The organism is Burkholderia sp. KJ006 (assembly GCF_000262695.1).
GTDB classification, from domain to species: domain Bacteria; phylum Pseudomonadota; class Gammaproteobacteria; order Burkholderiales; family Burkholderiaceae; genus Burkholderia; species Burkholderia vietnamiensis.
Genome location: NC_017920.1, coordinates 974,192 through 999,832 on the forward strand (window position 1 = coordinate 974,192; position 25,641 = coordinate 999,832).

Here is a 25,641-nt window from a genome sequence, read left to right on the forward strand (position 1 = left end):
CCTCGCCGCTCCGTTTTTTCTGTGAGCCTCGGCCGTCAGGCCGCGCGTAGCGCGTCGGCGACTTTCGCCGCGACGTCGAGCCATTGCCCCGGCGCAGGCTGGCGGACGAGCCGTGCATGCGCGTACCACGGACAGTCGTCGCCGGTGAACCAGCGCCAGTCGGCCGCGAACGGCAGCATCACCCACAGCGGCTTGCCGAGCGCGCCCGCGAGATGGGCGACGGCCGTGTCGATCGTGACGACGCCGTCGAGCCGCTCGATCAACGCGGCCGTATCGCCGAAGTCGTTCAGCCGGCCGTCGAGGTGATGCACGCGCGGATGCGCGTCGACGCGCGCGCGCTCGTCGGCGTCCAGGGCGGGCTGCAGCACGATCCAGTCGATGTCGGGCAGCGCGAGCAGCGGCGCGAGCGCATCGAACGGCATCGAGCGGTTTTCCTGCGCCTGTCGGCGCCCGGACCATGCGAGCCCGAACTTGCGCCTCGACTGCCCGCCGAGCGAGCCGCGAAAGCGCCGGCGCGCGCTGTCCGGCGCGTCGAGATAGCGCGCGCCCGCGGCGATGTCGCCCGGTTGCAGGCCGAGCAGGAACGGCAAGCTCATCAGCGTGCATCCGAGGTCCGCAGCGGGCGTTTTCGTGGTGTCCTGCGCGACCAGCGTGACGCGCCAGCGCGCGGCGGCAGGGGCGAGCAGCGCGACGAGCTCGCGCTGCACTTCGAGCACGACGCGCGCGCAGCGCGCGCGGGCGAGCGGTACGAAGCGGACGAACTGCAGCGTGTCGCCGAAACCCTGCTCGGCGCGAATCAGCAGCGTACGCGACGCGATCGGCTCGCCTTGCCAGCGCGGCAGCGTGCCGAGCGGCGTTGCGCCGGGCGTGTCGTGACGCGCTTCGTAGGCGGGCAGCCCGCGCGTGAAGTCGCCGAGCGTAAGCAGCGTGACGGCGCGGTGCAGCCGTGCGAGCGTGAGGTCAGGCGCGACGCGCAGCGCCTGGTCGAACGCGCGCAGCGCCATCTCGTGCGCGCCGAGCGCGTGATGCGCGTTGCCGAGGTTCAGCCACGCGAGGCTGAACGACGGATCGAGGCCGACCGCGCGCTCGTAACAGGGCAGCGCGTCGCGGTGGCGGCCCTGCGCGCTCAGTGCGTTCGCGAGCCCGAAGAGGGCGAGCGGAAACGGCGGGTGCAGCGCGAGGGCCGCTTCGAATGCGGCGGCGGCCTCGGCATGGCGGCCGAGCGCTTCGAACGTGTTGCCGAGGTTGAAATGCGCGGCCACGAAGCGCGGCTCGGCGGCGAGCGCGGCCTGGAAGTGCGCGATCGCGTCGTTTGCGCGCCCCATCGCGTTCAGCGCCATCGCGAGATTGTTGTGCGCGCCGGCGTGTCCGGGGCGCAGCTCGAGTGCGCGATGGAATGCGGCGAGCGCGTCGTCGTGCCGGCCGAGCGCATTCAGCGCGTTGCCGAGATTGTTGTGGATCGAGGCGTCGTCGGGCGTGAGCCGCAGCGCGCGGCCGAACGCGTCGACCGCATCCTCGTGGCGCTGCAGCGCCGCATACGCATTGCCGAGGTTGTAGTGCGCGAGCGGAAATTCGGGCGCGAGCGTCAGCGCGTTGCGAAAGCGGTCGATCGCCTCGTCGAGCCGGCCGAGCGCCTTCAGCGCGTTGCCGAGGTTGAGCTGCAGCGCGGCGTCGCCCGGGCGCAACTCGACGGCGCGGCCGACGAGGTCGGCCGCTTCGGCATGCTGCCCCTGCTGATGCCGCAGCACGCCAAACAGATGGAGCGCGTCGGCATCGGCGGGATTGGTGGCGAGCGCGGCGCGATAGCCGTGCTCGGCCTCGGCGAGGCGGCCCGCGCGGTGCGCGGCATACGCTCGGTCGAATGCGGAATCCATGACGCTAGAACTGACGGAAAGCGCGTATTTTCCCACACTGCGCATGGCGGCCCCAGATCGGCCGATCGGCATATGGCCCCGTCACGCGGAGCGGCGTAGACTGGCAGGGTCGCGTGTCATCGAGGGTCTCATGGCTGACACACTGCTCGATATTCCACCCGTGCTGATCGTCGGCGCGGGTCCCACCGGCCTCGCCGCGGCGATGAGCCTCGCGCGTGCCCGCGTGCCGGTGCGCATCATCGACCGCCTCGCGGTGCCCGCCGCGCATTCCCGCGCGATCGGCATCCAGGCGCGCACGCTCGAGCTGCTCGAGCAGCATCGCGCGGTCGAACCATTCCTCGCGCTCGGCCACCGCGTGCATGCGGCCGCGCTGCATGCCGATGGCCGCGTGATCGCACGGCTCGATTTCGATCCGCTGCACACGAGCTATCCGTACCTGCTGCTGCTCGACCAGAGCGTCACCGAGCGCTTGCTCACCGAGCATCTCGCCGGCTTCGGCGTGACGGTCGAGCGCGGCGTCACGCTCGTCGCGTGCGAGGCGGACGGCACGTCGCTCGACGTGACGCTGCGCGGCGCCGACGGCCGCGAAGCGCGCTGCGCGCCGTCCTACCTGATCGCCGCCGACGGCGCCCACAGCACGGTGCGGCGTCTGCTGCGCGTGGGCTTCGCGGGGCGTGCGTTCGAGCAGACGTTCCTGCTCGCCGATTTCGCCGCGATTCCCGACTGGTCCGACGAAGAGATCCACCTGTTTACGACGCCCGACGGCATTGCCGGCCTGTTCCCGATGGGCGGCGGCCGCTACCGGCTCGTGGCCGATCGCCCGCCCGGCGGCGACCCGTCGCCCGACGCACCGGCACCGTCGCTCGACGAGTGCGACGCGATCGTGCGCGCGCGGATGGGTATATCGATCGCGCCGAGCGACCTCACGTGGTCGTCGTACTTTCATCTGCACAGCAGGATGGTCGAGCGGCTACGCCACGGCCGCGTGTTTTTCGCGGGCGATGCCGCGCACATTCACAGCCCGGCCGGTGCGCAGGGGATGAATACGGGGATGCAGGAAGCGTTCAATCTCGGCTGGAAGCTCGCGCGCGTGCTCGCCGCCGGCACGCCCGAGCGGCTGCTCGACACCTATCACGCGGAGCGCCATCCGATCGAGCGCGACGTGTTGCGGCAGACCGGTTTCATCACGCAGATGGTCGAAGCCGACCACGGCGCGGTCAAGCTGCTGCGCGATCACGTCGTGCCGCTGCTCGCGTCGTTCGGGCCGGTGCGCGACGCGGTGCGCCGCTCGTTCAGCGAGCTGGGCGTCCAGTACCGGAAAAGCCCGCTCACGCTCGAGCGCGTGCTCGACGGCGGGCCGCGGGCGGGCGAGCGTGCGCCCGATGCGCTCGTGCATGTGATCGACGGGCCGCTCGGCCGCGCGCCGGGGACCGCGCGGCTCTACGACCTGCACGATCCGGCTAGCTTCACGCTGCTGTTGCTCGAGGAGCCGCCCGGTATGGACATGGCAGATGTCGACGTCGACGCCGGCGCAGTGCGGCCGCCGTCGGCGGATGCACAGGCGCTCGCGCAGGGATTGGAGCGGATCATGCCGGGCGCCGTGCGTGCGTGGCGCATCGCCGATGCCGAAGCCGACGGCGCGGACGCGCTTGCGCACGCGTACGGTCGCTCGCGGCCGTCGTTCTATCTGCTGCGCCCCGACGGCTACATCGCGGCGCGCGGGCGCACCGCCACCGACGCGAACGCGCTGCTGCGCCATTGCGAAAGCTGGTTCGCGGGCATGCCGCAGCCCGCGTAGCGACGCGCGTCAGACCTGCGTCAAACGCGCGTCATGGTTGCGTAACGGGCGCGTCACGCGTCCGTCACGCGTGAACGTCTGCCGGCACGAGCGACGCGCGATGCGCGGCGATCGCGTCGCGCACGATCGGCGCGGCGCGGCGTCCGGCTTCGCTCGACGGATCGTCGAGCGCGGCGAGTAGCGCGCGGCGCATCCGCGGTTCCCAGAAGCGCCGGATATGGTCGGCGATCCCGGTCAGCGCTTCGTCACGATCGGGCATCGACTCGAAAAAGGCGCCGATCTGGTTCGCCATCTCGATCAGGTGTGCGTGGTCCATGGCGTTCTCACTTGCCCGTCGTCGCAACGCCCGGCGCGCTGGCGCGGCGCTCGAGCAGCTCGAGCTGCTCCGAGTTGAAGCGTGCGTACGAGCGTTGCCAGTCGGACGGCTGCGCAACCGGCATCACCTGCACGGCTGTGACCTTGTATTCCGGGCAGTTCGTCGCCCAGTCGGAGCTGTCGGTCGTGATCACGTTCGCGCCCGATTCGGGGAAGTGGAACGTCGTGTAGACCACACCCGGCTGCATGCGATCGGACACGAGCGCACGTAGCACCGTCTGGCCCGCACGCGACTCGATGCCGACCCAGTCGCCGCTGTGGATCCCGCGGTCCTCCGCGTCGTGCGGATGGATCTCGAGGCGGTCCTCTTCGTGCCACTGCACGTTCTCGGTCCGGCGCGTCTGCGCGCCGACGTTGTATTGCGACAGGATGCGCCCGGTAGTCAGGATCAGCGGATAGCGCTGCGTGACCTTCTCCGGCGTCGGGATGAACTGCGTGATCACGAAGCGGCCCTTGCCGCGCACGAAGGTGTCGATGTGCATCGTCGGCGTGCCTTCCGGCGCCTCGTCGTTGCAAGGCCACTGGATGCTGCCGAGCGCGTCGAGCTTCTCGTACGACACGCCGGAGAAAGTCGGCGTGAGCCGCGCGATCTCGTCCATGATTTCCGACGGGTGCGTGTAGTGCATGTCGTAGCCGAGCGCCTGCGACAGCATCAGCGTCACTTCCCAGTCCGCGTAGCCGGCGAGCGGCGGCATCACCTTGCGCACGCGCGAGATGCGCCGCTCCGCGTTCGTGAACGTGCCGTCCTTCTCGAGGAACGTCGAGCCCGGCAGCAGCACGTGCGCGTATTTGGCCGTCTCGTTCAGGAAGATGTCCTGCACGACGATGCATTCCATCGCCGACAGCGCGGCCGCGACGTGCTGCGTGTTCGGGTCCGACTGGACGATGTCCTCGCCCTGGCAATAGAGCCCCTTGAAGCTGCCGTCGAGCGCCGCGTCGAACATGTTCGGAATGCGCAGCCCCGGTTCCGGCTGCAGCGTGGCCGACCATGCGTACTCGAACTGGCTGCGCACGCTCGCGTCGCCGATGTGGCGGTAACCGGGCAGCTCGTGCGGAAACGAGCCCATGTCGCACGAGCCCTGCACGTTGTTCTGGCCGCGCAGCGGATTGACGCCCACGCCTTCGCGGCCGATGTTGCCGGTCGCCATCGCGAGGTTCGCAATGCCCATCACCGTCGTCGAGCCTTGCGCATGTTCGGTCACGCCGAGACCGTAGTAGATCGCCGCGTTGCCGCCGGTGGCATAAAGGCGCGCGGCTTCGCGCACCTGTTCGGCCGGCACGCCGGTCACTTCGGCGGTCGCCTCCGGCGAGTTCTCCGCGCGCGACACGAAGTCGCGCCATTGCTCGAACGCGCGCGTGTCGCAGCGCTCGGCGACGAACGCGTCCGCGACCAGCCCTTCGGTGACGATCACGTGCGCGAGCGCATTGATCATCGCGACGTTCGTGCCGGGGCGCAGCTGCAGGTGGTGCGTCGCCTTCACGTGCGGGCCGTCGACCACGTCGATGCGGCGCGGGTCGATCACGATCAGCTTTGCGCCTTCGCGCACGCGCCGCTTCAGCCGCGAGCCGAACACCGGATGGCCGTCGGTCGGATTGGCGCCCATCACGACGATCACGTCGGCTTGGCCGATCGATGCGAAGGTCTGCGTGCCGGCCGATTCGCCGAGCGTCGTCTTCAGGCCATAGCCGGTCGGCGAATGGCACACGCGCGCGCAGGTGTCGACGTTGTTGTTGCCGAACGCCGCGCGCACCAGCTTCTGCACGAGGTAGGTTTCCTCGTTCGTGCAGCGCGACGACGTGATGCCGCCGATCGAATCGCGGCCGTACTTCTGCTGCAGCTTGCGGAATTGCGTCGCCGCGTAGGTGAGCGCCTCTTCCCAGCTGACTTCGCGCCACGGGTCGGTGATCTTCTCGCGGATCATCGGCTTCGTGATGCGGTCCTTGTGCGTCGCATAGCCCCACGCGAAGCGGCCCTTCACGCATGCATGGCCTTCGTTCGCGAGGCCGTTCTTGTGCGGCGTCATCCGCACGACCTGCGTGCCCTTCATCTCCGCCTTGAACGAGCAGCCGACGCCGCAGTATGCGCAGGTGGTGACCACCGAGTGTTCGGCCTGGCCGAGCTGCACGACGCTTTTCTCCTGCAGCGTAGCGGTCGGGCACGCTGCGACGCACGCGCCGCACGACACGCATTCCGACGCCATGAACGATTCGCTTGCGCCGGCGGCGACGCGCGACTCGAAGCCGCGTGCGGCGATCGTCAGCGCGAACGTGCCCTGCGTCTCCTCGCAGGCGCGCACGCAGCGGTTGCAGACGATGCACTTCGACGGGTCGTACGTGAAGTACGGATTCGACTCGTCCTTCTGGTCGCGCAGGTGATTCGCGCCGTCGAAGCCGTAACGCACTTCGCGCAGCCCGACGACGCCCGCCATGTCCTGCAGTTCGCAGTCGCCGTTGGCCGGGCAGGTGAGGCAGTCGAGCGGATGGTCGGAGATGTACAGCTCCATCACGTTGCGGCGCAGCTTCTGCAGCCGGTCCGATTGCGTGCGTACCTTCATCCCGGCCTCGGCGGGCGTCGTGCACGACGCCGGATAGCCGCGCCGGCCTTCGATCTCCACCAGGCACAGCCGGCACGAGCCGAACGGCTCGAGCGAATCGGTCGCGCACAGCTTCGGTACGTTGACGCCGGCTTCGATCGCGGCGCGCATCACCGACGTGCCGGCCGGCACCGTGACCGCCTGACCGTCGATTTCGAGCGTGACGTCGGTGTCGGCATGGCGTTGCGGCGTGCCATAGTCGGTTTCGTCGAACGGATCGCGCGCGCGCGCCGCTGCGGCGCTCTTGCACGCGCATTGGCCCGAGCCGCAGCCGCCTTGGCGGACGTTCTGAGTGTCGAGGGACATGCAGGGCTCCTTCTGGGTCAGGCCGCAGCCTTGACCGGACCCGACGCGGCCGGCTGGCCGGCGGCGAGCCCGAAATCTTCGGGGAAATGGTCGAGCGCGGACAGCACCGGATACGGCGTCATCCCGCCCATCGCGCACAGCGAGCCTGCGAGCATCGTGTCGCAGAGGTCGCGCAGCAGTGTGATCTGCCGTTCGGACGTATCGCCGTTGCGGATCCGCGCGATCGTCTCCACGCCGCGCGTCGAGCCGATCCGGCACGGCGTGCACTTGCCGCACGATTCGATCGCGCAGAACTTCATCGCGTACTCGGCGAGTTCCGCGAGATTCGACGTGTCGTCGTGCAGCACGATGCCACCGTGACCGACGACCGCGCCGATCGCCGCGTACGCCTCGTAGTCGAGCGGCACGTCCCACTGATGCTCGGGCAGGTAGGTGCCGAGCGGGCCGCCGACCTGCGCGGCGCGCGCCGGCCGGCCGCTCGCCGTGCCGCCGCCGTAATCGAACAGCAGCTCGCGCAGCGTGACGCCGAACGCCAGCTCGACGAGGCCGCCGTGACGGATGTTGCCCGCGAGCTGGAACGGCAGCGTGCCGCGCGAGCGGCCCATTCCGTAGTCGCGATAGAACGCCGCGCCGCGCGCGAAGATCACCGGCGCGGTGGCGAGCGTGATGACGTTGTTGATCACGGTCGGCTTGCCGTACAGACCGGCGAGCGCGGGCAGCGGCGGCTTCGCGCGCACCACGCCGCGCTTGCCTTCGAGCGATTCGAGCAGTGCCGTTTCCTCGCCGCACACGTACGAGCCGGCGCCTTTCGCGACGTGCAGGTCGAACGCGTGCGCGGAGCCGAGCACGTGCACACCGAGCCAGCCGGCTTCGCGGGCGCGCTCGAGCGCTGTTTCGAGCGTCGCGATCGCGTGCGGGTACTCGCTGCGCACGTAGATGTAGCCGAGCGTCGCGCCCGTCGCGATGCCGGCGATGATCATCCCTTCGATCAGGCAATACGGGTCGCTTTCCATGATCAGACGATCGGAGAACGTGCCCGAGTCGCCTTCGTCCGCGTTGCAGACGATGTACTTCTGCGTCGCGGCCGCCTGCCGGACGGTGCGCCACTTGATGCCGGCCGGAAAGGCCGCGCCGCCGCGGCCGCGCAGCCCCGATTCGATCAGCGTGTCGCACGCGGCATCGCCATCCATCGCGAGCGCGTTCTTCAAGCCGGCGAGGCCGTCGTGCGCGAGGTAGTCGTCGATCGACAGCGGATCGGTCAGACCGATGCGGGCGAACGTGAGCCGCTGCTGGCGCGCGAGATACGGCAGTGCGTCGACGAGGCCGACGCCGCTCGGATGCGCGCCGCCGTCGAGCCAGTTCGCATTGAACAGCGCGGGCACGTCGGTCGCCGACAGGTTCGCGTAGCCGACGCGTCCGGCAGGCGTGCCGACTTCGACCAGCGGCTCGAGCCACAGCAAGCCGCGCGAGCCGTTGCGAATCAGTTCGATGTCGATGCCGCGCTGCTGCGCGTGCGCGACGATCGCGGCGGCCAGCGCGTCGGCGCCGAGTGCGAGCGCGGACGAATCGCGCGGCACGTAGATGCGGGTCGTCATGCGGCCTCCGGCGTGTGGGCGGCGGCCTGCGCGAGCAGCGCGTCGAATTTCTCCGGCGTGACCTTCGCGTGCAGCACGCCGTTGATCGTCATCGACGGCGATTGCGCGCACAGCCCCAGGCAGTACACCGATTCGAGGGCGACGTCGGGCGGCGCGTGTGCGTCGGCAGCATCGCCGTGCGCCGCGTCGAACCGGCAACCGGTGCGCGCCTGCGCATGCTCGGCCAGCGCTTCGCAACCCATGCTGCGGCACGCTTCGGCGCGGCACATCTGGATCGTCACGCGGGCGGGCGGCGCGGTGCGGAAGTGGTGATAGTAGGTGAGCACGCCATGCACTTCGGCACGCGACAGGTTGAGCGCCTTCGCCAGCGGCGCGACGCAGCCGGCCGGCACGTAGCCCGCATCGTCCTGGATCGCATGCAGGATCGCGACGAGCGAGCGGCCGGCGCGCGCGTGACGCTCGACCAGCGCGTCGGGCGCAGGGGAATTCGGGGACATCGCTTGTGCTCCTCCAAAGTCTCATATGTGCCGGTAATTCATATAACGCACACCGCGACTTCGTTCTGATTGATTTACAACAACGATAAGCGGAAGATTTCGTGGCCGCAATAGGAAATCGGAGTACATAAATGATTCGAATCGAATGCGACGCGTATTTGACCGTGCGCGACACGGCGGGCCGTTCGGCGAGCCTGTCGGACGTCGCGCCATTGCTCGAGCTGGTGGCCGAGACGGGCAGCATCGCGCAGGCGGCGCAGGCGAAAGGGCTGTCCTACCGGCACGCGTGGGGCATGCTGCGCGCGCTCGAGGCGTGCATCGGCGGCGAGCTGATCGAGACGGCGCGCGGCAAGGGCTCGACGTTGTCGGAACTGGGGCGGGCCGTCGTCGACGCGCAGCGCCTCGCGCACACGCGCCTCGACGGGAATCTGCGGTCGCTCGCCGCCGAGGTGGCGAGCGACCTGAACCGCCGGCTCGCGCAGCGCGACGGTGCGGTGCGCATCCACGCGTCGCACGGCTATGCGGTCGCGGCGCTGGTGGCCGCGCTGGTCGATGCGCACGCGGCCGTCGACATCAAGTACCGCGAGAGCGTCGAGGCCGTCCGCGCGCTTGCACGCGGCGAATGCGAGCTGGCCGGCTTTCATCTGCCGCGTGGCGCGTTTCGCGAACAATGCGCGCAGATCTACCGGCCGTGGCTCGACGACACGCGCCATGTGCTGATTCATCTGACGCGCCGTCAGCAAGGATTGTTCGTGCCGCGCGGCAACCCGAAGCAGGTGCGCGGGCTGGCCGATCTGGCGCGCAACGATATCCGCTTCGTCAATCGGCAGCCGGGGTCCGGTACGCGAATGCTGCTCGATCTCGCGCTGCGCTCGATCGGCGTCGATCCGGAGCGGATCGACGGCTATGCGTCCGCCGAGCTCACGCACTCGGCGATCGCGGCGTTCGTCGCGAGCGGGATGGCGGATCTCGGCTTCGGCGTCGAGCCGGCCGCCCATCACTTCGGGCTCGATTTCATTCCGGTCGTCGACGAGGATTACTACTTCGCATGCGAGCGCGCGCGGCTGGCGTCGCGGCCGCTCGCCGACGTGCTCGCGTTGCTGCGCGATCCGGCGTTCGTCGAGCGCGTCGCGCATCTCGACGGCTACGATCCAGCAGCATGCGGCACGCTGATCGGCGTTGCGGCGGGGCTCGACGGGGACGCTGCCACCGTGCCGGGCGGCAACGGAAGGTAATGCACGCGCGTGCGGCGCGCGCTGCAGCAGCAGGGGATTTGCGCTACGCTTGCCGCTTGATCAACGTTCCAACAAGCACGCCGTTCAGGCGTCATCCCGCCATGAAACTTTCCGTTCCTCTCTCCGCGGCAGCGTTGACCGCGGGGCTTCTGGTCGCCGCCACGCCGTTTGCGTTCGCGCAGAACTCCCCGGGCGTGCCCGGCGGGATTCTGAGCGATCAGTTCCGCCTGAACGAGCATCCGCAGATGCCGTTCGCGGCGTCGGCGCCGTCGCAGAAATATCAGAGCGGCAAGAAGTCTGCATTGCGTCGCAAGGGCGACATCGGCGATCCGAACGGCTGCAACCTGAAGTGCCCGATGGATACGCAGTAACCACCGCTTCCCGATCGCAGCGCGCGTAAGCACAATCGCCGCGCAGCGTGCCGGTCTGCCGAGCCCCGCGAAGCCTGCCGCTTCGCGGGGCTCGCGTTTATCCGGCGCACTCGGACGGTGCCAGTGCACCGGTGGACTATAGGGTTAACCCGTAATCCTGAAAGAATGTCTTCCAGAAACCTGCCTTATTCTTAAGCAGTTGCCTACATACACTTCCATTTGTCGGCGATGAACGGGTGTTCATCGCAAGATCAGACAAATACGGAGGTAGGTCATCATGAAGTCGCTCGTTCAAGCTGTTGTCGTTGCTGCCGCTCTCGTCGCCCCGGTCGTGTCGTTCGCTCAGTCCGGCTCGGCACTCACCCGCGCCCAGGTTCGTGCGGAACTGGTGCAACTGCAGCAGGCCGGTTACAACACCGCCCGCGGCGAAGATCCGCATTATCCGGAAGCGATCCAGGCTGCGACCGCCCGCGTCGCCGAGCAGCAGCGCGCAGTCGCGCAGGCGCAAGGCGCCGATGCGAGCGGCTACGGTGCGCAAGTGCAGGGTGCGTCGGCATCGGGTTCGCGCGCGATCGGCGTGCGTCCGGCCAGCGTTGAAGAAATGAAGTCGCTGTATCGCGGCAGCTAAGCTGCGCACTGCCCGACGAAAGCGCGGGCCGGGAGCGACGAGGTGTCGTGCTCCCGGCCCGCGCGGTCGGGCGGACGCCGTTCGGCGCGGTCGATCGCCGCGCGAGCGGCTGCGGACGTCCGTCACCTCCTGCCGCCGGCGTACCGGCGGTATTCTGCCCGGCCCGTCCGGGGCTGGGCGCTTTTTCAAATGGCGCGTGACGTATCGTTCGTTGGCAACAAGCAACCCCGCAGACGCGTGTCGTGCGGGGTTTTGTTCGTCTGTACGGGAAGTTTGCGGGGCGCTGCGGGCTGGCTGTACTAGGGCAGCTGTGTTTCAACGCGGGCCGCGATCGGGCAGAGCGCCTTCCCGCATTGGAAGAGTTCGAGACACATCCGGCAGGACAGGGGCACGACACGGAAATCGCCGCGCGGCGAAATTTCGCTCCGCACGTGTGATTGTGGGCGCTCGGACCAGCCGAACGGCAATAAAAAACCCGCGAAGCGTGACGCTGTCGCGGGTTTTTCCTGGCAACGCGCCGAACTGCGTTGCCGTGTATTTGGTGGAGGCGGCGGGAATCGAACCCGCGTCCAGAAGCGCTCCACGACTAGTTCTACATGTTTAGTTCAGTCATTTGATTTAACCGCAGCGACGCGGACGAACACGCTGCACTACGGCGATTCGCTAAGTTTTCGACCCGGACGTCGCGACGCCGCCAAGGCTTAACTGACGTATATGACCTCTGTCGGTATTGCTACCGGTCTTGCGACACTAGCCCGTCAGTGAACTAGGCAGAGGACGGCGGCCGTTAGGCTGCCAGTGCGAACGTATCGTCGTTTGCAGTTACGTTTTTCCCATTGATTAACGAGGTGACGGGTCCTCGACATGCCCTAGCCGCTTCACAACCCCTGTCGAAACCAGGTCGCCCCCGCGGATAAGATCGACCATTATAGCCCAACATCGCGCAGCAGTTCGCGCAGTTGCAGCGTCGTGTCGACGAGATGCTGCGCCTGCCAGTCGGCCGGCGCAGCGCCGTCGCCGCAGTAGCCGTACGCGGCTGCGATCGTCGCCATGCCGGCCGCGGTGCCGGCCTGGATGTCGCGCAGGTCGTCGCCGACATAGACGATCCGCTCGGGCGCGAGCGTCAGTTGTGCGGCTGCGTGCAGCAGCGGGGCCGGATGGGGCTTCGAGTGCGGCGTCGTGTCGCCTCCGACGATGCAGGCCGCGCGTGCCGCGAGGCCGAGCAGGTCGGCGAGCGGTGCGGTGAGGCGCATCACCTTGTTGGTGACGATGCCCCAGCGCACGCGGCGCGCGTCCAGTTCGTCCAGCACGTCGCCGATCCCCGGAAACAGCGCGGTGTGCACGCAGATGTCCGTCGCATAGTTGGCGAGGAACTCGTCGCGCATCGCGTCGTAGCCGGGTGTCTGCGGATCGATGCCGAACGCGCCGCCGAGCAGGCCGCGGGCGCCGGCCGACGCGAGCGGCCGCAGCACGTCGAGCGGCGTCTCGGGCAGGCCGCGCACGCGCTGCATCTTGTGGACGGCGGCGGCGAGATCGGGCGCCGTATCGGCGAGCGTGCCGTCGAGATCGAACAGCACGGCGTCGCACTGCGTCAGCCGCGGTGCGTCGAGCGTCGTGCGCTCGGTCGAAAGGGAGGTCGTCATGCCGGGTCGAGGATTACGCGCCGCGGCGGCACGCGACGAGATAGTTGATGTCGGTGTCGTTCGACAGCGCAAAGCGCTTGCCGATCGGGTGATAGGTGATGCCCTTGAGCTCGACGATGTGCAGATCGGTCGCGCGCACGAAACCGGCCAGTTCCGACGGGCGGATGAAGCGCGCGTAGTCGTGCGTGCCCTTCGGCAGCATCTGCGCGATGTACTCGGCGCCGATCACCGCGAACAGGTACGACTTGAGGTTGCGGTTCAGCGTCGAGAAGAACACCCAGCCGCCGGGCTTCACGAGCTTCGCGCAGGCAGAGACGACGCCGGCCGGCGACGGCACGTGCTCGAGCATTTCCATGCAGGTGACGACGTCGTAGCTGCCGGGCTCGCGCTCGGCGATCGCTTCGGCGGCGATCGCCTCGTAATCGACGGTGATGCCGCTTTCGAGGCTGTGCAGATCGGCGACGCCGAGCGCTTCGTTCGACAGGTCGATGCCTTTGACCTGCGCGCCGAGCCCCGCCATCGATTCGGACAGGATGCCGCCGCCGCAACCGATATCGAGCGCGCGCTTGCCGGCCAGATGCGCATGCGAGTCGATCCAGCCGAGCCGGACCGGGTTCAGGTCGTGCAAGGGCTTGAATTCGGCGTTCGGATCCCACCACCGATGGGCGAGGTCGCTGAATTTCTGGAGTTCGTGCGGATCGGCGTTGGTCATGTCGGCAAACGGGTACGGAAGGAGGGCGGTGCGTCGGTACGTCAGCCGCAAGTATATAAGCGCGCGGACAACGAGGCCAGCAAGCGCCTGGACGGGCATCAATGAAAAAGCCCCGCCGGAGCGGGGCTTTGGAGCAGTCGAAACCGCGGCTTACTGCGCCGGAACGGTCGTCTTCTGCACTTGCTGCGTACCGACCACTTCGACTTCCACGCGGCGGTCCGGTGCGAGGCAGGCGATCAGTTGCTTGCGGTTCTTCTGGTTGCAGCCCGTCGTAACCGGATTGCGCTTGCCCTTGCCTTCCGTGTAGATCTTGTTGGCCGGGATGCCCTTGCTGACCAGGTACGACTTGACTGCTTGCGCACGGCGCAGCGACAGACGGTCGTTGTACTTGTCCGAACCGATGCGGTCCGTGTAGCCGGTGGCGACGACCACTTCCGTGTTCATGCCCTCGATCTTCGATGCCAGTTCGTCCAGCTTCTGCTTGCCCAGCGGCTTGAGCGTTGCCTTGTCGAAGTCGAACAGCGCGTCGGCTTGGTACGTGATCTTCTGGCTCGAAATTGCCGGTGCAGCAGCCGGAGCGACCGGCGGTTGCGGTGCCTGGGCGACCAGTGCGCCATCGCACTTTGCGTTGGCGGTGGCCGGCGTCCAGAACGCGTCACGCCAGCAGAGCTCGTTCGTGCCGTTCATCCACACCCATTCGCCCGTACCGTTCACCCAGTTGTCGTTGACGGCTTGACGCGACGCCGGCACCGACTGTGCCGAAGCGGATGCAGCCATAACTGCGGTAGCTGCAATGAACGCGAGCTTTGAAAGTTTATTCATATTTCTCCTCTCGAAATTGAGATTACCGCAGGTTTACTGCGAGCCTGTTGACGGTGACAAGTCATACATTGCTCGAAGTATAACATTGGTGCGGCACAAAAAACGCGGCACCGCTCTGTGTAGACTTCGAGCAGCGTCTAACTTTCAGTGCGTTGGCATTTTGCCATATCGTTCCCTTCCTACGAAAAAAAATCCTCCCCACCCCAAGATCACCCCCACTTTGTGGTGCATGCGCAACACTCGCCTGCCGCAACTTTAAGAAATTGTCAAGAGTGGAGCGGGGAAATTGCGGGAAACGACGCCTATGTTTACCCGCTGCCGCGACGCCACGTCGCAGGACTCGCCCGCGCACCAAAGGAGGGCGCGATGGCGGCCGGGGCGGGCATCGCACCGCAGCTCCGATTTTTGCTGTTTACATATAGTTGGGGGGGCGCGAATTGGCTGCGGATGGGCGCATGTTAGAATCTCGCGTTGCGTTGCGCATGCAGCGCCCACGCGAAAGGCGTTCGCCGTCTTCGCTCCGAAACGATACGGATACATGGATCAATTCGCCAAAGAGACCCTGCCCACCTCCCTAGAGGAGGAAATGCGCCGTTCGTATCTCGATTACGCGATGAGCGTGATCGTCGGACGTGCCCTCCCGGATGTCCGCGATGGCCTGAAGCCCGTGCACCGGCGCGTACTGTTCGCGATGCACGAACTGAACAACGACTGGAACCGCGCGTACAAGAAGTCGGCGCGTATCGTCGGTGACGTGATCGGTAAGTACCACCCGCACGGCGATACGGCGGTGTACGACACGATCGTGCGGATGGCGCAGGACTTCTCGCTGCGCTACATGCTGATCGACGGGCAGGGCAACTTCGGCTCGATCGACGGCGACAACGCCGCGGCGATGCGTTACACCGAAATTCGCATGGCGAAGATCGGGCATGAGCTGCTGGCCGACATCGACAAGGAAACGGTCGACTTCGAGCCGAACTACGACGGCAACGAAACGCAGCCGTCGGTCCTGCCGTCGCGCATTCCGAACCTGCTGATCAACGGCTCGTCGGGCATCGCGGTCGGCATGGCGACCAACATTCCGCCGCACAACCTGAACGAAGTCGTCGACGCGTGCCAGCATCTGCTGAACAACCCGGAAGCGACGATCGACGAGCTGATCGAGATCATCCCGGCGCCCGACTTCCCGACGGCCGGCATCATCTACGGCGTGGCCGGCGTACGCGACGGCTATCGCACCGGGCGCGGCCGCGTCGTGATGCGCGCGGCCACGCACTTCGAGGAGATCGACCGTGGCCAGCGGATGGCGATCATCGTCGACGAGCTCCCGTACCAGGTGAACAAGCGCTCGCTGCTCGAGCGTATCGCCGAGCTCGTCAACGAGAAGAAGCTCGAAGGCATCTCGGACATCCGCGACGAGTCCGACAAGAGCGGCATGCGTGTCGTGATCGAACTGAAGCGCGGCGAAGTGCCCGAGGTCGTGCTGAACAACCTGTACAAGGCGACGCAGCTGCAGGACACGTTCGGCATGAACATGGTCGCGCTCGTCGACGGCCAGCCGAAGCTGCTGAACCTGAAGGAAATCCTGCAGTGCTTCCTGTCGCACCGACGCGAAGTGCTGACGCGCCGCACGATCTACGAACTGCGCAAGGCTCGCGAACGCGGCCACGTGCTCGAAGGTCTCGCAGTCGCGCTCGCCAACATCGACGAATTCATCGAGATCATCAAGGCCGCGCCGACGCCGCCGATCGCGAAGCAGGGGCTGATGGAGCGGTCGTGGGATTCGTCGCTCGTGCGCGAGATGCTCGCGCGCGCCGAGACGGAGAACGCCGCGGCCGGCGGTCGCGCCGCGTATCGTCCGGAAGGGCTGAACCCGGCGTTCGGGATGCAGGGCGACGGGCTGTACCGCCTGTCCGACACGCAGGCGCAGGAAATCCTGCAGATGCGCCTGCAACGCCTGACCGGTCTCGAGCAGGACAAGATCATCGGCGAGTACCGCGAAGTGATGGCGCAGATCGCCGACCTGCTGGACATCCTCGCGCGCCCGGAGCGGATCACGACGATGATCGGCGAGGAGCTGACGTCGGTGAAGGCCGAGTTCGGCGACGCGCGCCGCTCGAAGATCGAGCTGAACGCGACCGAGCTGAACACCGAAGACCTGATCACGCCGCAGGACATGGTCGTCACGATGTCGCATGCGGGCTACGTGAAGTCGCAGCCGCTGTCCGAGTACCGCGCGCAGAAGCGCGGCGGCCGCGGCAAGCAGGCGACGCAGATGAAGGAAGACGACTGGATCGAGACGCTGTTCATCGCGAACACGCACGATTACATCCTGTGCTTCTCGAACCGCGGCCGCGTGTACTGGGTCAAGGTGTATGAAGTGCCGCAGGGCTCGCGCAACTCGCGCGGCCGCCCGATCGTCAACATGTTCCCGCTGCAGGAAGGCGAGAAGATCAACGTGGTGCTGCCGGTCAAGGAATTCTCGGCCGACAAGTTCGTGTTCATGGCGACGTCGCTCGGCACCGTGAAGAAGACGCCGCTGGAAGCATTCAGCCGCCCGATGAAGAAGGGCATCATCGCGGTCGGTCTCGATGACGGCGATTTCCTGATCGGCGCGTCGATCACCGACGGCGCCCACGACGTGATGCTGTTCTCCGATGCCGGCAAGGCCGTGCGCTTCGACGAGAACGACGTGCGTCCGATGGGCCGCGAAGCGCGCGGCGTGCGCGGCATGCAGCTCGAGGACGGCCAGCAGGTCATCGCGATGCTGGTCGCGGGCAGCGAGGAGCAGACGGTGCTCACCGCGACCGAGAACGGCTACGGCAAGCGCACCCCGATCACCGAGTACACGCGTCACGGCCGCGGCACGAAGGGGATGATCGCGATCCAGACGTCCGAGCGCAACGGCAAGGTGGTCGCCGCGACGCTCGTCGACGCCGAAGATCAGATCATGCTGATCACGACTGCCGGCGTATTGATCCGCACCCGTGTGTCCGAGATCCGCGAGATGGGACGGGCTACGCAAGGTGTTACACTCATCAGTCTTGATGAGGGCACGAAGCTCTCCGGCCTGCAGCAGATCGCTGAAGCCGAAGAGGGTGAGGGCGAAGTCGACGAGGCGTCGGACGGCGAAGCCTGAACAACGGGATGAGACTCGAGCCGCCGCGGGCGTGAAGCGCCGCGGTTGGCGAGCAACCATTCATATTTCCACAAGGGAGTGATGATGCAAAAGCAATTCAAGCAACTGGTTCTGCTGGCTGCACTGGTGCCGACGTTCGCGATGGCGCAAGCGCTGTCGAATTCCGCACCGGCTGCGACCGCGGCAGCTGCGCCGATCGACGCCGACAAGAAGGCGGCGATCAAGGATCTGCTCGACGCGATCGACGCGCCGAAGCTCGTGTCGGCAATCGGCAACAGCGCCGAGATGCAAGCGAAGCAACTCGTTCCGGCGATCCTGTCGGACGCGCTGTCGGAAAACAAGACGCTGAACGACAAGCAGAAGCAGGCCGCCGTGCCGACGCTGCAAAAGAACGCAGTGCCGAAGCTGGTCGACGGCGCGGGCAAGGTGTTCGGCACGCAGCAGTTCCAGAACGATGCGATGTCGGCTCAGTACGACGCGTACGCGAAGTACTACAGCACGTCGGAGATCAAGGATCTGACGACGTTCTACAAGAGCCCGACGGGCCGCAAGTTCATCCAGGTTCAGGATCAGGTTGGCCGCGACGTCGTCAACGGCCTGATGCAGAAGTACATGCCGCAAGCGATCCAGGCAACGCGCACGCAGGCTGACAAGGAAGTCGCCGCGGTCAAGCCGGGCAAGTAAGCGGTCCGGGCGCGCCGCCCGGCCGTCCGGTCGGGTTTGGCGGGAGCCTGATGACAGTGCGATAATGGCCGTTTGCGCGCGAGCGCAAACGGCCATTCCTTTTTGTGGCGCGGTCTTTCTGCCGGCAGCGAGCCGGCCGCAAGCCGGTCCGCGTCCGTCCCGAGGTTATTCACGATGCGCGTCTTTAATTTCTCCGCCGGCCCAGCGGCGCTCCCCGAGGAAGTGCTGCGGCAAGCCGCCGACGAAATGCTCGACTGGCACGGCAGCGGCATGAGCGTGATGGAGATGAGCCATCGCGGCAAGGAATTCATGTCGATCCACGAAACCGCGCTGGCCGACCTGCGCGATCTGCTCGACGTGCCGGCCAGCCACCGGATCCTGTTCCTGCAGGGCGGCGGCATCGCCGAGAACGCGATCGTGCCGATGAACCTGCTCGGTTCGCGCAAGAGCGCCGACTTCGTCGTCACCGGTTCGTGGTCGCAGAAGTCGTTCAACGAAGCCAAGAAGTACTGCACGCCGCATCTGGCGGCCTCGGGCAAGACGGCCGACGGTTTCACGCGCGCCCCCGCGCGCGCCGAATGGCAGCTGTCGGACGATCCGGCCTACGTGCATCTGTGCACCAACGAGACGATCGACGGCGTCGAGACGTTCGAGATTCCCGACCTCGGCGACGTGCCGCTCGTGGCCGACGTGTCGTCGCACATCCTGTCGCGTCCGATGGACGTCGCGAAGTACGGCGTGCTGTTCGGCGGCGCGCAGAAGAACATCGGGATGGCCGGCGTGACCGTCGTGATCGTTCGCGAGGATCTGCTCGACCGCGCGCTGTCGATCTGCCCGTCGGCATTCGAATGGAAGACCGTCGCCGAGAACAACTCGCTGTACAACACGCCGCCCACCTACGCGATCTACATCGCGGGCCTCGTGTTCCAGTGGCTGAAGCGGCAGGGCGGCCTCGCGGCAATCGAGGCCCGCAACATCGAGAAGGCGAAGCTGCTCTACGACACGATCGACGCGAGCGGCTTCTATCTGAACAAGGTCGAGCCGGCGGTGCGTTCGCGGATGAACGTGCCGTTTTTCCTGGCCGACGAAACGCGCAATGAAGACTTCCTCGCCGGCGCAAAGGCGCGCGGGCTGCTGCAGCTGAAGGGCCACAAGTCCGTCGGCGGCATGCGGGCGTCGATCTACAACGCGGTGCCGCTCGAGGGCGTGAAGGCGCTCGTCGAGTACATGAAGGACTTCGAACGGCGCGACGCCTGACGGCGCGCTGTTCAAACAGCACGGCAAAACGCATGGACGACGAACTGAATTCCCGCCTGAAACCGCTGCGCGACCGCATCGATGCGATCGACGCGCAGCTGATCGCGCTCCTCAACCAGCGCGCTGCGGTGGCGCTCGAGGTGGGCGAGGTCAAGAAGCACTTCAACGCGCCGGTGTTCCGGCCGGAGCGCGAGCTGCAGGTCATCGCGCGCCTGCAGGACATGAGCGCCGGGCCGCTCGCGGGCGAGCACATCAGCGCGATCTGGCGCGAGATCATGGCCGCGAGCCGCGCGCTCGAGCAGACGATCCACGTCGCGTTCCTCGGGCCGGTGGGCACGTACAGCGAACAGGCGATGTTCGAGTATTTCGGCCAGTCGATCGAAGGACTGCCGTGCCCGTCGATCGACGAAGTATTCCGCTCGGTCGAGGCGGGCGCGGCCGCCTTCGGGATCGCGCCGGTCGAGAATTCGACCGAGGGCGCGGTGTCGCGCACGCTCGACCTGCTGCTGCAGACGCAGTTGCTGATCAGCGGCGAGCTTGCGCTGCCGATCCATCACAACCTGCTCACGCAAAGCGGCACGCTCGCCGGCGTGACGCGCGTCTGCGCGCACGCTCAGGCGCTCGCGCAATGCCAGCAGTGGCTCGCGGCGAACGCGCCGCAGCTCGAGCGGCAAGCCGTGTCGAGCAATGCCGAGGCCGCGCGTCTCGCGGCGGCCGACCCGAGCGTCGCGGCGATCGCCGGCGATCGTGCGGCCGCGCACTACGGGCTGCAGGTCGCGTTCTCATTGATCCAGGACGATCCGCACAACCGCACGCGCTTCGTGATCGTCGGCAAGCAGCCGGCCGGGCAGAGCGGTCACGACCAGACGTCGCTGATCGTCTCGGTGAAGAACGAGCCGGGCGCGGTGTTCAAGCTGCTCGAGCCGCTCGCGCGGCACGGCGTGTCGATGACGCGCTTCGAATCGCGGCCGGCGCGGGTCGGCACGTGGGAGTACTACTTCTACATCGACATCGAAGGGCACCGGGACGACGCGGCGGTGGCCGCCGCGCTCGCGGAGCTCGGCCAGAAAGCCGCGTTCCTGAAGATACTCGGTTCGTATCCGCGCGCGCGCTGATGCGCGGCGGCCCGTCGCCTGCCTCGCGCGGGCGACGCGGCGAGGCGGCGAAGGGGCAGCGCCGGCCGGGCCGCGCTGCCGACGGCGGGTTCGGGCGGTATCCGGCGCAGGTCGCGCCGGGTGTGCGCCCGGTGCCCGGGATCTGGACTTCCGTGCGCGGGCATCGTTCCGCGCGCGTCACTTGGCTCATGTCGTGTCAGGCTTTGCATTCAACAAACTGGTCATTTTCGGCGTCGGCCTGATCGGCGGATCGCTGGCGCGCGCGTTGCGCGAGCGTGCCTCGGGCGGGGCGGGCGAGATCGTCGGCGTGGGCCGGTCGCGTGCATCGGTCGAGCGCGCGCTGGCGCTCGGCGTGATCGACCGCGCGGCGGCGCTCGACGATGACGCGCAACTGCGCGACGCGCTGGCCGGCGCCGATCTGGTGCTGCTCGCCGCGCCGGTCGCGCAGACGGAGCCGTTGCTCGCGCGCATCGCGCCGTGGCTGGACGCCGCGACGATCGTCACCGATGCGGGCAGCACCAAGTCCGACGTCGTCGCGGCCGCGCGCGCGGCGCTCGGTGAGCGGATCGCCCGGTTCGTGCCGGGCCATCCGATCGCCGGCCGCGAGTCGAGTGGTGTCGAAGCCGCGTTGCCGGACCTGTACGTCGGCCGCAACGTCGTGCTGTGCCCGCTCGCGGAGAACGCACCCGAGACGGTCGCGCGGATCGACGCGATGTGGCAGGCGACCGGCGCCGACGTGCGCACGATGAGCGCGGCCCAGCACGATCGCGTATTCGCCTCGATCAGCCATTTGCCGCACGTGCTGTCGTTCGCGCTCGTCGAGCAGATCCTCGGCGAGGCCGATGCGGAGCTGAAATTCTCATATGCGGCCGGCGGCTTCCGCGACTTCACGCGGATCGCGGCGTCGAGCCCTGAAATGTGGCGCGACGTGTGCGTCGCCAACCGCGCGGCGCTGCTCGACGAACTCGACGGCTACACGCGCGTGCTCGCACGGCTGCGCGCGGCGATCGACGCCGGCGACGGCGCCGCGCTCGAGGCCGTATTCACGCGCTCGCGCGCCGCGCGCAAGGCGTGGCAGGAGCGCGGCGCGCAGCCCGCTGCAGAACCGGTCAAGAAATAACAGGACGATTCACATGGACTATCTCGATCTCGGCCCGTACTCCAGTGCCTCCGGCACCGTGCGACTTCCCGGCTCCAAGAGCATTTCGAACCGCGTGCTGTTGCTCGCGGCGCTCGCCGAAGGCGAAACGACGATCACGAACCTGCTCGATTCCGACGACACGCGCGTGATGCTCGACGCGCTCGGCAAGCTGGGCGTGCGGTTCACGCGCGACGCCGACACCTGCGTCGTCGCCGGCACGCGCGGCGCGTTCACCGCGAGGACGGCCGATCTGTTCCTCGGCAACGCCGGCACCGCGGTGCGCCCGCTGACGGCGGCGCTTGCGGTCAACGGCGGCGACTACCGCGTGCACGGCGTGCCGCGCATGCACGAGCGGCCGATCGGCGATCTCGTCGACGGCCTGCGGCAAATCGGCGCGCAGATCGATTACGAACAGAACGAAGGCTTTCCGCCGCTGCGGATCAAGCCGGCGGCGATCACGGTCGACGCGCCGATCCGCGTGCGCGGCGACGTGTCGAGCCAGTTCCTGACCGCGCTACTGATGACCTTGCCGCTCGTGAAGGCGAAGGACGGCAAGATCGTCGTCGAAGTCGACGGCGAACTGATCTCGAAGCCGTACATCGACATCACCATTCGACTGATGGAACGCTTCGGCGTGACCGTCGAGCGCGACGGCTGGCAGCGCTTCGTCGTGCCGGCCGGGGTCCGTTACCGCTCGCCGGGGCGCATCATGGTCGAGGGCGACGCGTCGTCGGCGTCGTATTTCCTCGCGGCCGGCGCGCTCGGCGGCGGCCCGCTGCGCGTCGAGGGCGTCGGCCGGGCGAGCATCCAGGGCGACGTCGGCTTCGCGAACGCGCTGATGCAGATGGGCGCGAACGTGTCGATGGGCGACGACTGGATCGAGGTGCGCGGCATCGGCCACGATCACGGCAAGCTCGATCCGATCGACATGGATTTCAACCTGATTCCGGACGCCGCGATGACGATCGCGGTCGCGGCGCTCTTTGCGAGCGGCACGAGCACGCTGCGCAACATCGCGAGCTGGCGCGTGAAGGAAACCGACCGCATCGCGGCGATGGCGACCGAATTGCGCAAGCTCGGCGCGGTGGTCGAGGAGGGGCCCGACTATCTGGTCGTCACGCCGCCTCAGCGGCTCACGCCGAACGCGACGATCGACACCTACGACGATCACCGGATGGCGATGTGCTTCTCGCTCGTCAGCCTGGGCGGCGTGCCCGTGCGGATCAACGACCCGAAGTGCGTCGGCAAGACGTTCCCCGACTATTTCGACCGCTTCGCCGCACTCGCCAAGGCCTGACCGACCGTACCCGATGAAATCGACCCGACCCTTTCACCCGACCCCCGTCATCACGATCGACGGCCCGACCGCTTCCGGCAAGGGCACCGTCGCGGCGCTCGTCGCCGCGCACCTCGGCTTTCACCTGCTCGACAGCGGCGCGCTGTACCGGCTCGCTGCGCTCGCGAGCGTGCGCTACGGGATCGACGCGCAGGACATCGACGCGCTCGTGAAGCTGATCGACGACCTCCACATCACGTTTCGCGAGGGCTGCGCGCAGCTCGACGGCGTCGACGTGTCGAACGACATCCGCGCGGAGGCGGTCGGCAACCGCGCGTCGGCGATCGCCGTGCACGGCCCGGTGCGCGTGGCGCTGGTGGCGCGCCAGCGGGCTTTCCGCAAGACGCCGGGCCTGGTTGCGGACGGCCGCGACATGGGCACCGTGATCTTCCCGGACGCCGTGCTCAAGGTGTTTCTGACGGCCAGCGCCGAGGCTCGCGCGGCGAGGCGGCATAAGCAATTGATGCAAAAAGGATTTTCTGCTAATATAGATGACTTGCTCCGGGATTTGCGTGAGCGTGACGCGCGTGACAGCAATCGCGCGGCCGCGCCGCTGAAGCCCGCGGCAGATGCCAAGCTGCTCGATACGTCGGCGCTTTCGGTCGATCAAGCGGTCGATCAGGTGCTGCAGTGGTACCGGGCGCTCGGCCAGCCGGCCTGAAAAGGCGGGCAGCAGTAGGTGCTGGGCGCGCGAGCGCTCAGCGTGTTTCAAACCCTTAACCCCGTATGGTTTCGATCTGGCTCTTTCAGCCTGCCATTCCGGCCGGCGTGGCACAGCGATCCATGCACAATCCGATTTTTATGTCCGACCTGCAAACCTCCACCCCGAATACCGAATCCTTTGCGGCTCTGTTCGAAGAGTCGCTGACCCGTCAAGACATGCGCGCCGGCGAAGTGATTTCCGCCGAAGTCGTGCGCGTCGACCACAACTTCGTGGTCGTCAATGCAGGCCTGAAGTCCGAGGCTTACATTCCGATCGAGGAATTCCTGAACGATCAGGGCGAGGTTGAGGTGCAGTCGGGCGATTTCGTGTCCGTCGCGATCGACGCACTCGAAAACGGCTACGGCGACACGATCCTGTCGCGCGACAAGGCGAAGCGCCTTGCATCGTGGCTGTCGCTGGAAAAGGCCCTCGACAACAACGAACTCGTCACCGGCACCATCACCGGCAAGGTGAAGGGCGGCATGACCGTGATGGTCAATGGCATCCGCGCGTTCCTGCCGGGTTCGCTGGTCGATACGCGTCCGGTCAAGGACACGACCCCGTACGAAGGCAAGACGCTCGAGTTCCGCGTGATCAAGCTCGATCGCAAGCGTAACAACGTCGTGCTGTCGCGTCGTGCCGTGATCGAGGCAACGCAAGGCGAAGAGCGCGCGAAGCTGCTCGAGACGCTGAAGGAAGGCGCGATCGTCAACGGCGTGGTCAAGAACATCACCGACTACGGCGCGTTCGTCGACCTCGGCGGCATCGACGGCCTGCTGCACATCACCGACATCGCATGGCGTCGCGTGCGTCACCCGAGCGAAGTCCTGTCGGTTGGCCAGGAAGTCACCGCGAAGATCCTCAAGTTCGACCAAGAGAAGAACCGCGTCTCGCTGGGCATCAAGCAACTGGGCGACGATCCGTGGGAAGGCATCTCGCGCCGTTACCCGTCGGGCACGCGCCTGTTCGGCAAGGTCACGAACATCACCGACTACGGCGCATTCGTCGAAGTGGAATCGGGCATCGAAGGCCTGGTCCACGTGTCGGAAATGGACTGGACCAACAAGAACGTCGCACCGTCGAAGGTTGTCCAGCTGGGCGACGAAGTCGAAGTCATGGTCCTCGAGATCGACGAAGACCGTCGTCGTATCAGCCTCGGCATGAAGCAGTGCAAGCCGAATCCGTGGGATGACTTCAGCCGCAACTTCAAGAAGGGCGACAAGATCACGGGCGCAATCAAGTCGATCACCGACTTCGGCGTGTTCATCGGTCTGCCGGGCGGCATCGACGGCCTGGTCCACCTGTCGGACCTGTCGTGGAGCGAAGCCGGCGAAGAAGCCGTTCGCAAGTACAAGAAGGGCGACGAAGTCGAAGCGATCGTGCTCGGTATCGACGTCGAGAAGGAGCGTATTTCGCTCGGCATCAAGCAGCTCGAAGGCGACCCGTTCAGCAACTACGTTGCAATGAACGACAAAGGTTCGATCGTCGACGGCGTGGTGAAGTCGGTCGATGCGAAGGGCGCCGTGATCACGCTGACGGGCGACATCGAAGGCTACCTGCGCGCTTCGGAAATCTCGCAGGATCGCGTCGAAGACGCACGCAACGTGCTGAAGGAAGGCGACAAGGTCAACGCGATGGTGATCAACATCGATCGCAAGTCGCGCGGCATCAACCTGTCGATCAAGGCGAAGGACTCGGCTGAACAACAGGAAGCGATCCGCGGCCTGCAGTCGGACTCGAGCGCTGCTGCGACCGGTACGACCAACCTCGGCGCGCTGCTGAAGGCGAAGCTCGACGGCCAGAACCAGTAAGC

20 protein-coding genes and 1 other RNA gene are annotated in these 25,641 nt (G+C 67.0%); 12 read left to right on the plus strand and 9 right to left on the minus strand.

The features are described from left to right. Nucleotides 1-35: 35 nt before the first annotated feature. Nucleotides 36-1,874, minus strand: coding sequence for a tetratricopeptide repeat protein (locus MYA_RS04470; RefSeq protein ID WP_014722667.1), 1,839 nt, complete (start codon nucleotides 1,872-1,874; stop codon nucleotides 36-38). 130 nt (nucleotides 1,875-2,004) lie between these two features. On the opposite strand from MYA_RS04470, the gene MYA_RS04475 reads away from it, so the two are divergent. Continuing rightward, nucleotides 2,005-3,672 (plus strand): FAD-dependent monooxygenase, encoded by a 1,668-nt coding sequence (locus tag MYA_RS04475; protein WP_014722669.1) that lies wholly within the window; start codon nucleotides 2,005-2,007, stop codon nucleotides 3,670-3,672. A 64-nt stretch (nucleotides 3,673-3,736) separates the two neighbouring features. On the opposite strand, the gene MYA_RS04480 is transcribed toward MYA_RS04475, so the two are convergent. Genes MYA_RS04480 through MYA_RS04495 form a run of 4 tightly spaced genes read right to left on the minus strand, consistent with a single transcriptional unit; the run spans nucleotide 3,737 to nucleotide 9,039 of the window. Further along, nucleotides 3,737-3,988: a formate dehydrogenase subunit delta gene (locus MYA_RS04480; RefSeq protein WP_011883789.1), complete on the minus strand. Its 252-nt coding sequence runs from the start codon at nucleotides 3,986-3,988 to the stop codon at nucleotides 3,737-3,739. Between the two features lie 7 nt (nucleotides 3,989-3,995). Continuing rightward, on the minus strand, nucleotides 3,996-6,947 hold the full coding sequence (fdhF, locus tag MYA_RS04485) for a formate dehydrogenase subunit alpha (protein ID WP_014722670.1): 2,952 nt from the start codon (nucleotides 6,945-6,947) through the stop codon (nucleotides 3,996-3,998). Nucleotides 6,948-6,964: 17 nt separating this feature from the next. Beyond that, on the minus strand, nucleotides 6,965-8,542 hold the full coding sequence (locus tag MYA_RS04490) for a formate dehydrogenase beta subunit (RefSeq protein WP_014722671.1): 1,578 nt from the start codon (nucleotides 8,540-8,542) through the stop codon (nucleotides 6,965-6,967). Further along, nucleotides 8,539-9,039 carry an NAD(P)H-dependent oxidoreductase subunit E gene (locus MYA_RS04495; protein WP_014722672.1) on the minus strand — a complete coding sequence of 167 codons (501 nt, stop codon included), beginning with the start codon at nucleotides 9,037-9,039 and terminating at the stop codon, nucleotides 8,539-8,541. Before MYA_RS04495 ends, MYA_RS04490 begins: the two co-directional genes overlap by 4 nt. 131 nt (nucleotides 9,040-9,170) lie before the next feature. Here MYA_RS04495 and MYA_RS04500 point away from each other — a divergent pair, with 131 nt between their 5' ends. The 3 genes from MYA_RS04500 (at nucleotide 9,171) to MYA_RS04510 (ending at nucleotide 11,273) form a co-directional block, all read left to right on the plus strand. Next, nucleotides 9,171-10,274: a substrate-binding domain-containing protein gene (locus MYA_RS04500; protein WP_014722673.1), complete on the plus strand. Its 1,104-nt coding sequence runs from the start codon at nucleotides 9,171-9,173 to the stop codon at nucleotides 10,272-10,274. Nucleotides 10,275-10,375: 101 nt separating this feature from the next. Continuing rightward, nucleotides 10,376-10,645 (plus strand): hypothetical protein, encoded by a 270-nt coding sequence (locus MYA_RS04505; protein ID WP_041493791.1) that lies wholly within the window; start codon nucleotides 10,376-10,378, stop codon nucleotides 10,643-10,645. A 277-nt stretch (nucleotides 10,646-10,922) separates the two neighbouring features. Beyond that, on the plus strand, nucleotides 10,923-11,273 hold the full coding sequence (locus tag MYA_RS04510) for a DUF4148 domain-containing protein (RefSeq protein WP_011883800.1): 351 nt from the start codon (nucleotides 10,923-10,925) through the stop codon (nucleotides 11,271-11,273). Between the two features lie 539 nt (nucleotides 11,274-11,812). On the opposite strand, the gene ssrA is transcribed toward MYA_RS04510, so the two are convergent. The 4 genes from ssrA to ompA all read right to left on the minus strand — a co-directional run bounded on the left by ssrA (nucleotide 11,813) and on the right by ompA (nucleotide 14,450). Beyond that, nucleotides 11,813-12,182: a transfer-messenger RNA gene (gene ssrA / locus MYA_RS29300) on the minus strand. Nucleotides 12,183-12,199: 17 nt separating this feature from the next. Then, nucleotides 12,200-12,916: an HAD-IA family hydrolase gene (locus MYA_RS04515; protein WP_014722675.1), complete on the minus strand. Its 717-nt coding sequence runs from the start codon at nucleotides 12,914-12,916 to the stop codon at nucleotides 12,200-12,202. Nucleotides 12,917-12,929: 13 nt separating this feature from the next. Then, nucleotides 12,930-13,628 carry a bifunctional 2-polyprenyl-6-hydroxyphenol methylase/3-demethylubiquinol 3-O-methyltransferase UbiG gene (ubiG, locus tag MYA_RS04520; protein ID WP_011883804.1) on the minus strand — a complete coding sequence of 233 codons (699 nt, stop codon included), beginning with the start codon at nucleotides 13,626-13,628 and terminating at the stop codon, nucleotides 12,930-12,932. 150 nt (nucleotides 13,629-13,778) lie between these two features. Beyond that, nucleotides 13,779-14,450 (minus strand): outer membrane protein OmpA, encoded by a 672-nt coding sequence (ompA, locus tag MYA_RS04525; RefSeq protein WP_011883806.1) that lies wholly within the window; start codon nucleotides 14,448-14,450, stop codon nucleotides 13,779-13,781. Between the two features lie 538 nt (nucleotides 14,451-14,988). Between ompA and gyrA the strand changes: the two genes are divergently transcribed. From gyrA to rpsA, 8 genes are all read left to right on the plus strand, one after another. After that, nucleotides 14,989-17,592: a DNA gyrase subunit A gene (gene gyrA / locus MYA_RS04530; RefSeq protein ID WP_041493792.1), complete on the plus strand. Its 2,604-nt coding sequence runs from the start codon at nucleotides 14,989-14,991 to the stop codon at nucleotides 17,590-17,592. Between the two features lie 84 nt (nucleotides 17,593-17,676). Beyond that, nucleotides 17,677-18,276 carry a DUF2059 domain-containing protein gene (locus MYA_RS04535; RefSeq protein WP_011883810.1) on the plus strand — a complete coding sequence of 200 codons (600 nt, stop codon included), beginning with the start codon at nucleotides 17,677-17,679 and terminating at the stop codon, nucleotides 18,274-18,276. Nucleotides 18,277-18,450: 174 nt separating this feature from the next. Continuing rightward, nucleotides 18,451-19,533, plus strand: a complete 1,083-nt coding sequence (gene serC, locus MYA_RS04540; RefSeq protein ID WP_014722677.1) for a 3-phosphoserine/phosphohydroxythreonine transaminase — start codon at nucleotides 18,451-18,453, stop codon at nucleotides 19,531-19,533. 32 nt (nucleotides 19,534-19,565) lie between these two features. Beyond that, nucleotides 19,566-20,648 (plus strand): prephenate dehydratase, encoded by a 1,083-nt coding sequence (pheA, locus tag MYA_RS04545; protein ID WP_011883815.1) that lies wholly within the window; start codon nucleotides 19,566-19,568, stop codon nucleotides 20,646-20,648. 193 nt (nucleotides 20,649-20,841) lie between these two features. Beyond that, nucleotides 20,842-21,768, plus strand: a complete 927-nt coding sequence (locus tag MYA_RS04550) for a prephenate dehydrogenase (protein ID WP_034194139.1) — start codon at nucleotides 20,842-20,844, stop codon at nucleotides 21,766-21,768. Nucleotides 21,769-21,781: 13 nt separating this feature from the next. Further along, nucleotides 21,782-23,086 carry a 3-phosphoshikimate 1-carboxyvinyltransferase gene (aroA, locus tag MYA_RS04555; RefSeq protein ID WP_014722678.1) on the plus strand — a complete coding sequence of 435 codons (1,305 nt, stop codon included), beginning with the start codon at nucleotides 21,782-21,784 and terminating at the stop codon, nucleotides 23,084-23,086. A 13-nt stretch (nucleotides 23,087-23,099) separates the two neighbouring features. Beyond that, entirely contained in the window at nucleotides 23,100-23,786 is a 687-nt protein-coding gene (cmk, locus tag MYA_RS04560; protein ID WP_014722679.1) for a (d)CMP kinase, read from the plus strand. Between the two features lie 140 nt (nucleotides 23,787-23,926). Beyond that, nucleotides 23,927-25,639 carry a 30S ribosomal protein S1 gene (gene rpsA, locus MYA_RS04565; RefSeq protein ID WP_034176254.1) on the plus strand — a complete coding sequence of 571 codons (1,713 nt, stop codon included), beginning with the start codon at nucleotides 23,927-23,929 and terminating at the stop codon, nucleotides 25,637-25,639. Nucleotides 25,640-25,641: the final 2 nt, after the last annotated feature.

Excerpts from the sequence above, each read along its gene's own strand:
- MYA_RS04470 (WP_014722667.1), bottom strand. The coding sequence starts at position 1,874 with ATGGATTCCGCATTCGACCGAGCGTATGCCGCGCACCGCGCGGGCCGC.
- MYA_RS04475 (WP_014722669.1), top strand. The coding sequence starts at position 2,005 with ATGGCTGACACACTGCTCGATATTCCACCCGTGCTGATCGTCGGCGCG.
- MYA_RS04480 (WP_011883789.1), bottom strand. The coding sequence starts at position 3,988 with ATGGACCACGCACACCTGATCGAGATGGCGAACCAGATCGGCGCCTTT.
- fdhF (WP_014722670.1), bottom strand. The coding sequence starts at position 6,947 with ATGTCCCTCGACACTCAGAACGTCCGCCAAGGCGGCTGCGGCTCGGGC.
- MYA_RS04490 (WP_014722671.1), bottom strand. The coding sequence starts at position 8,542 with ATGACGACCCGCATCTACGTGCCGCGCGATTCGTCCGCGCTCGCACTC.
- MYA_RS04495 (WP_014722672.1), bottom strand. The coding sequence starts at position 9,039 with ATGTCCCCGAATTCCCCTGCGCCCGACGCGCTGGTCGAGCGTCACGCG.
- MYA_RS04500 (WP_014722673.1), top strand. The coding sequence starts at position 9,171 with ATGATTCGAATCGAATGCGACGCGTATTTGACCGTGCGCGACACGGCG.
- MYA_RS04505 (WP_041493791.1), top strand. The coding sequence starts at position 10,376 with ATGAAACTTTCCGTTCCTCTCTCCGCGGCAGCGTTGACCGCGGGGCTT.
- MYA_RS04510 (WP_011883800.1), top strand. The coding sequence starts at position 10,923 with ATGAAGTCGCTCGTTCAAGCTGTTGTCGTTGCTGCCGCTCTCGTCGCC.
- MYA_RS04515 (WP_014722675.1), bottom strand. The coding sequence starts at position 12,916 with ATGACGACCTCCCTTTCGACCGAGCGCACGACGCTCGACGCACCGCGG.
- ubiG (WP_011883804.1), bottom strand. The coding sequence starts at position 13,628 with ATGACCAACGCCGATCCGCACGAACTCCAGAAATTCAGCGACCTCGCC.
- ompA (WP_011883806.1), bottom strand. The coding sequence starts at position 14,450 with ATGAATAAACTTTCAAAGCTCGCGTTCATTGCAGCTACCGCAGTTATG.
- gyrA (WP_041493792.1), top strand. The coding sequence starts at position 14,989 with ATGGATCAATTCGCCAAAGAGACCCTGCCCACCTCCCTAGAGGAGGAA.
- MYA_RS04535 (WP_011883810.1), top strand. The coding sequence starts at position 17,677 with ATGCAAAAGCAATTCAAGCAACTGGTTCTGCTGGCTGCACTGGTGCCG.
- serC (WP_014722677.1), top strand. The coding sequence starts at position 18,451 with ATGCGCGTCTTTAATTTCTCCGCCGGCCCAGCGGCGCTCCCCGAGGAA.
- pheA (WP_011883815.1), top strand. The coding sequence starts at position 19,566 with ATGGACGACGAACTGAATTCCCGCCTGAAACCGCTGCGCGACCGCATC.
- aroA (WP_014722678.1), top strand. The coding sequence starts at position 21,782 with ATGGACTATCTCGATCTCGGCCCGTACTCCAGTGCCTCCGGCACCGTG.
- cmk (WP_014722679.1), top strand. The coding sequence starts at position 23,100 with ATGAAATCGACCCGACCCTTTCACCCGACCCCCGTCATCACGATCGAC.
- rpsA (WP_034176254.1), top strand. The coding sequence starts at position 23,927 with ATGTCCGACCTGCAAACCTCCACCCCGAATACCGAATCCTTTGCGGCT.